Here is a 5,530-nt window from a genome sequence, read left to right on the forward strand (position 1 = left end):
TCGATAATATTATCTGTCCGCATTTTACTATTGATTCTAATTTGATTGCTTTTTATTAACCGTAAATTTGGTAGCCATTACTGGTAACGTTCTGGTACTACAGCGGGTTTGGGATTAAATTAAGCCCATTTTTCGGATTTGCCAAATCATCCAAATACAAAACCATTTTTCCATTAAACCTGATGCCCAAATCCGTTGTAGTAGCTGTTGTGCGTTCGGTTTTTTATTTAATTCGTTTATAAACATTCGTTTCTTCCCAAACTTTTGCGTCGCCAAAAATTAACAAAAAAGCACCCGAACTATCGAAAACATCATTCAGTAATAAATCATTATTTTCATTTAGTGCTATTCTAACTTTTCTAACATCTACTCCTCCAAAAATAAATGGTATTCCACTAATTAATGTATTTCTGTTTTTTATATAAAGAAAACCATCTTTTTTAAATTTATATTTTAATCTTTGACTTTTCAGCGTTTTGTCATTTTTAATAAAATCTAAATTCAATTCACGTTCACTTAAAATTGATATTTTTAAACTCCCTCCAGTTATAGTATCAAAATTGATTGTATCTCTTTCTCCACGACCATATTTTCTATAAAACTTTTCATTAAGATTGTCAAAATAATAATATTTATTGGATTTGTTTTTTGCAAAGACAGTATAAATACCATTCAGAATAGTTACGTTGTTTTCATTTATTTTTTGAAAATTTTCTTGTTTATCTTTAAATGAACCACAACTTAAAAATAAAATGGAAAATAAAATTAAATAATATTTTTTCATTTTTTTCTTTCGGATTTATTTCAGTTTCTATTGCTCGAAACTGACGCACAACGTTCTGGTACTACAGCGGGTTTGGGACTAAATTAAACCCATTCTTCGGATTTGCCAAATCATTCAGATACAAAACCATCTTTCCATTAAGCCAATTGCCCAAATCCGTTGTAGTAGCTGTTATGTACTGTTTTTTATTTGGTAAACTGTTTGTTAATTATTTCTCCGTTTTCAATATCAATTTCAACTCTAAAACAATTCCAAGTATTCGCAAAAATTTGATTTCCGTTTGTTGTGAATCCAACATAATTATCAACTCCATCTTCGTCAATTCCTGTCGGCAAAAACCATTCGATTTCTATATTCTGATTCAAACAGTATAAGTTTGATTTCTGTTCGTTTTCGTATTTATAATAATTTTCTAGAACTAAAATTCTGCCATCATTTAGAACTTCTATTTGCGAAAAACTAGTGGAAATTGCTTTATGTACTTTTTTGTTTCTATTCGCATCGATGTGATAAATCGTATTGTTTTTTAAATCTATTGTCATAGCTTTTTTAGCAGTATTTTTTTGGAAAATAGTACATAACGTTCTGGTACTACAGCGGGTTTGGGACTAAATTAAGCCCATTCTTCGGATTTGCAAAATCATCCAAATACAAGACCAACTTTCCATTAAGCCAATTGCCCAAATCCGTTGTAGTAGCTGTTAGGCACAGTGTTATTTCAGTAGTTCGGTCAAAATTTCAAAACGTCTTAATCTATTAGTCTTTTGATTTGTTCCTTCTTTCGATTTTGATTTATACTCACCAATTATTGTCATTTTGTTTTCAAAATACTTCATTAATACATCTTCATTGTCGTAATTGTCAATAAAATTTCTGTATTTTTCAATTTGTTCTTTGGTTATTGCTTTTCCGGAAACTATAATGCCATAAATAAATGTGAAAAGTGAGTAGAGGTGTACTTTACTAGATAAAAACGATTGTCGGTAGGAATTGTTTTCAATTATTTCATCAATTGATGAAATCACGTTCGTAACCATTTCAATATCTCTTTCTTTATTAGGATATTCTTCATTAAAGAGTTCGTAAATTCTGTTGATATTCTTTGATGTAATTTCTTCGTCAATACCTAGTTTCATAAATGTCAACAAATTACTAATGAAAGTGACATCCCTCATTCTTCTCCTGTCCGCAATACTGAATAATTTATTGTTTTCCCAAAATGGAAATTCGGCTAATTGAGAGGCTAGCAACATAAATTCACCTTCGAACTCAGCATTTCTTAATTCTTGAGGATTTAAAGTCATATTATTACTGTTCAAACGTAAAAACATCTGTACAATACTTTCTCTTGATACTGATTGTCTTACGATGCGAATTGAAAATATGTATGCCCAAATAGCCTGTTTTTGAGCATCTTCTAAATCTTTAAAAAATCGGTTTTTAATTTCAGAAAAAACGTTAGATTTAGAGTCAAGAATGCTTTCTTTTAACTTAAACTTGTTTTGTATAAATTGAAAAAGAGCTCCAGTCCTTTGTTGTCCGTCAACTATTGAATACTTTGTATCACCGGTATCCGAATCTGTCCCTATATTCCATAAATAAATTTCAGGAATTGGAGAACCTATTAATACTGTTTCAATCAATTTTATCTGATGCTTTTCTAACCAAACATATTCTCTTTGAAAGGAGTTATCAACTGTAATTAATCCTTTAGTATGAAGGTCATAAAGCCATTTTGTGTTTTGTGGCTGTATGTCAATTAGTTCAATTAGTTTCATTTAATTTATTTTTTAATATTTTAATTCCTTTAATGTGGTATGATTCAACTGATTCCCAATTTGCATAGATTCTATAGTTGATGTCACTATAAATTTTATATTCAAGTTGAAGTTGTGTTTTAAATTCTGTCAATTTTCTTTGCCAGTTTTTTAGTGCTTCGTTGTCGTAATGAGGGTCATCTTCCTTTACGCTAATAAACTTTCTAAAAATATTGGAGGTAAGACCTTGATAATTTTCTACTCTTTGATTTTGTGAAATATCATAAAAAGCTGACCAGAAGTAGGTAAATAACTCGCTTGATACTAAAACAATATCAAAGTCTGATTTATCGTGAAATTCACGGAAATTCTTCTTAGGAGAAAAACTATACTTTGTTTTAGCACTACCTATGATTGAAATATTGTGAAAGTGAATATTTAATTTGGATGAGATAAATTTTTTGAATTTGTCATAAAAAAGCAATGGGTTTTCATCTGTTATATTTTTTGTAAAATACCAAACGTCTTGTCCAAGGAGATATTTGTCATATATTTCCTTTTCAGAGTTCAATTTTATAAATTCCTTTAAGTCTTCTTCTGTCATAGTTGTTTTGTAAACATTGTGCCTAACGTTCTGGTACTACAGCGGGTTTGGGATTAAATTAAGCCATATTTTCGGATTTGCCTAATCATTCCAAATACAAAATCATCTTTCCATTAACCCAATTGCCCAAATCCGTTGTAGTAGCTGTTATGCGTTCGGTTTTTTATTTATCCGCCATTATTTTGTTATAATCTTTATATCTTTCGTCAGTTCCTACATATTTTACTCTAATGAAATTTGTGCAATCTTTTTCAAACTCATTACAAGAATCAAATAAAATCGTACTCCCATTTTCTTTTTGGTTCTGCTTTAGTATTTTATAAATTTCAATTCCGCCAATAGGATCAACACCGAGTAAATCTATTATTATGCTTTTTGTAAAAGTCAATGTTTTGTACAAAGACAACAATCTTCTGTAACTACCTGCGAGAGAATTAATTTTAATTTCAGGTTTCATCCATTCAATCTCATAAATTTTATTCGTGTAAGTAGAATTTTTGTTACATTTTTTTAAATATTGACCTATTGTTGTTGGAAACAATTTATTTAAAAATGAATTTTCTTTAAAATGTTCTACATACTTAATTTCTGAACAGATTTCGGTTAAAATTTCAATTAATCTTGATGAAATTTTTTGAAATTCTACGCCGTTTGGAATTTCAAGAATAATAATTTCACCCTCGTTTAAGATAAAAGAAGGAATTAGAAAATCTTCAATAATTTGTTCCTTGAAGCTTAATAACATTTTATTTTAAAGTTTGTGAATTTCTGTTTTTTTTCAGCACTCTTTTGTTGTAAACTGACGCATAACGTTCTGGTACTACAGCGGGTTTGGGACTAAATTTAACCCATTCTTCGGATTTGCCAAATCTTCCCAAGTACAAGACCATTTTTTCCATTAAGCCAAATGCCCAAATCCGTTGTAGTGGCTGTTAGCGGATGTAATTTTTTATTGTTTAAATCTGTTTGCGAATTTATATAATAATTTAACCGCATTAAATTTTTCCACAGAACTATTTTGTTTGTTTTCATCTTCTAAATCTGTAATATTAAATACTTCAGAAGTTTCAAAGTTTATTTCATAAACACTTGTACCGTCATCAATTATTTTCGGAATACTATTAAAAGATTTTACAAACATTACGATTCCGTCAATTCCGCCATACGGATATTCGTAAGGATTATATTCAAGTAAACCTTTGTTTTTGTCTACTTTCTTTAAGTCAATATATTCTATTCCATAATTTATGCTCAATAATTCTATCAAAGAATAAAAGTGCCAATTAAATTCTGTTTTGTCGGCAGTTTTAAAATTCGGTTTCAAGTCCGAATCTAAAAACCAAAATTTCTCAATGGAATATTTAGGGAAATTTTCTAACCAATAATTATCGTTAGTTTCAATTGAGTTATTTTTCGAATATTTTATTTTTTCAAAAGTGAATTTCAAATCTTCAAAATTCAAATCTTCAAAATAACCAAACTCTAAATAACAATTCTCTTTTTTCATAATTTTGGTCGATTATATCCGCTAACGTTCTGGCACTACAGCGGGTTTGGGACTAAATTAAGCCCATTCTTCGGATTTGCCAAATCATTCCAAATACAAAACCTTATTTCCATTAAGCCAATGCCAAATCCGTTGTAGTGGTTGTTAGCGGTTGTTTTATTCTATTTCAAAGTGATTCAACCATTCTTTTGTTGTGGTAAACTTTCCTGTTTTGTCTTTTTCAATAAATATTGCTTTTGCTTTCCTATCAATTAATAATGTGTCAGGAATAAAGTCATTATCGTAAGGCTTTTTTGCAAAAATAATTGTGTCTCCATAAAATTTATATTTACCATGGTAAATTTCCTGAAAACCAAATATTCCCGATACTTCGTTTTCACAGTTTCCATCTTTCCTAAATATTAAAGTGTAATGAAATTGGTCGTCTTTAAGTGTAGCTGTCAAAACTCTTTTTGATTTAAATATGTCTGACTGAAACATATTTGTCAAGAAAATTGCAACTAAAACTAGTCCGTGAAAAATCACTTTTGTCTTATTTTGTGTTATGCCTCTTTTTGCTGTTGATATAAGTGTATCGAAAAAAGAAACTATGTAAAGTATAATTACAGGAAAAATAATTACCCCATAAGAAAACAGATAAATAACCATTCCTCCAAAATAATCTGTCACCATCCAACAAAGAATACCAATTGTAGAAATTATTGCTATGATGTCGTAAATATTTTTTGTTTTCATTAAAGTTTGTTTTTTATATGTGCCACTTGTCTGTCACAAAATAGCCACTAACGTTCTGGTACTACAGCGGGTTTGGGACTAAATTAAGCCCATTCTTCGGATTTGCCAAATCATTCAGATACAAAACCATCTTTCCATTAAGC

7 protein-coding genes are annotated in these 5,530 nt (G+C 29.5%); all 7 read right to left on the bottom strand.

Annotation, left to right across the window (positions count from 1 at the left end; translation table 11 throughout):
• Positions 1 to 223: 223 nt before the first annotated feature.
• The 7 genes from C8P67_RS21585 to C8P67_RS21615 all read right to left on the bottom strand — a co-directional run bounded on the left by C8P67_RS21585 (position 224) and on the right by C8P67_RS21615 (position 5,387).
• The gene (locus tag C8P67_RS21585) at positions 224 to 784 is read right to left on the bottom strand and encodes a hypothetical protein (RefSeq protein WP_115815271.1); all 561 of its coding nucleotides are present in this window, start codon (positions 782 to 784) and stop codon (positions 224 to 226) included.
• 185 nt (positions 785 to 969) lie between these two features.
• Positions 970 to 1,326, bottom strand: coding sequence for a hypothetical protein (locus C8P67_RS21590; RefSeq protein WP_115815272.1), 357 nt, complete (start codon positions 1,324 to 1,326; stop codon positions 970 to 972).
• A 171-nt stretch (positions 1,327 to 1,497) separates the two neighbouring features.
• Entirely contained in the window at positions 1,498 to 2,562 is a 1,065-nt protein-coding gene (locus C8P67_RS21595) for a DUF262 domain-containing protein (RefSeq protein WP_115815273.1), read from the bottom strand.
• Complete coding sequence (locus C8P67_RS21600) at positions 2,549 to 3,145, bottom strand: hypothetical protein (RefSeq protein WP_115815274.1); 597 nt, start codon at positions 3,143 to 3,145, stop codon at positions 2,549 to 2,551. Before C8P67_RS21600 ends, C8P67_RS21595 begins: the two co-directional genes overlap by 14 nt.
• A gap of 163 nt (positions 3,146 to 3,308) precedes the next feature.
• Positions 3,309 to 3,890, bottom strand: a complete 582-nt coding sequence (locus tag C8P67_RS21605; RefSeq protein ID WP_115815275.1) for a hypothetical protein — start codon at positions 3,888 to 3,890, stop codon at positions 3,309 to 3,311.
• A 204-nt stretch (positions 3,891 to 4,094) separates the two neighbouring features.
• Positions 4,095 to 4,652 carry a hypothetical protein gene (locus tag C8P67_RS21610; RefSeq protein WP_115815276.1) on the bottom strand — a complete coding sequence of 186 codons (558 nt, stop codon included), beginning with the start codon at positions 4,650 to 4,652 and terminating at the stop codon, positions 4,095 to 4,097.
• Between the two features lie 156 nt (positions 4,653 to 4,808).
• The gene (locus tag C8P67_RS21615; RefSeq protein ID WP_211319949.1) at positions 4,809 to 5,387 is read right to left on the bottom strand and encodes a hypothetical protein; all 579 of its coding nucleotides are present in this window, start codon (positions 5,385 to 5,387) and stop codon (positions 4,809 to 4,811) included.
• Positions 5,388 to 5,530: the final 143 nt, after the last annotated feature.

It is taken from the genome of Flavobacterium aquicola (assembly GCF_003385115.1).
Taxonomy (GTDB): Bacteria; Bacteroidota; Bacteroidia; order Flavobacteriales; family Flavobacteriaceae; genus Flavobacterium; species Flavobacterium aquicola.

Bases quoted from the DNA above. Each gene is read 5' to 3' on its own strand.
- C8P67_RS21595 (WP_115815273.1), bottom strand. From the start codon at position 2,562: ATGAAACTAATTGAACTAATTGACATACAGCCACAAAACACAAAATGG.
- C8P67_RS21585 (WP_115815271.1), bottom strand. From the start codon at position 784: ATGAAAAAATATTATTTAATTTTATTTTCCATTTTATTTTTAAGTTGT.
- C8P67_RS21590 (WP_115815272.1), bottom strand. From the start codon at position 1,326: ATGACAATAGATTTAAAAAACAATACGATTTATCACATCGATGCGAAT.
- C8P67_RS21615 (WP_211319949.1), bottom strand. From the start codon at position 5,387: ATGAAAACAAAAAATATTTACGACATCATAGCAATAATTTCTACAATT.
- C8P67_RS21610 (WP_115815276.1), bottom strand. From the start codon at position 4,652: ATGAAAAAAGAGAATTGTTATTTAGAGTTTGGTTATTTTGAAGATTTG.
- C8P67_RS21600 (WP_115815274.1), bottom strand. From the start codon at position 3,145: ATGACAGAAGAAGACTTAAAGGAATTTATAAAATTGAACTCTGAAAAG.
- C8P67_RS21605 (WP_115815275.1), bottom strand. From the start codon at position 3,890: ATGTTATTAAGCTTCAAGGAACAAATTATTGAAGATTTTCTAATTCCT.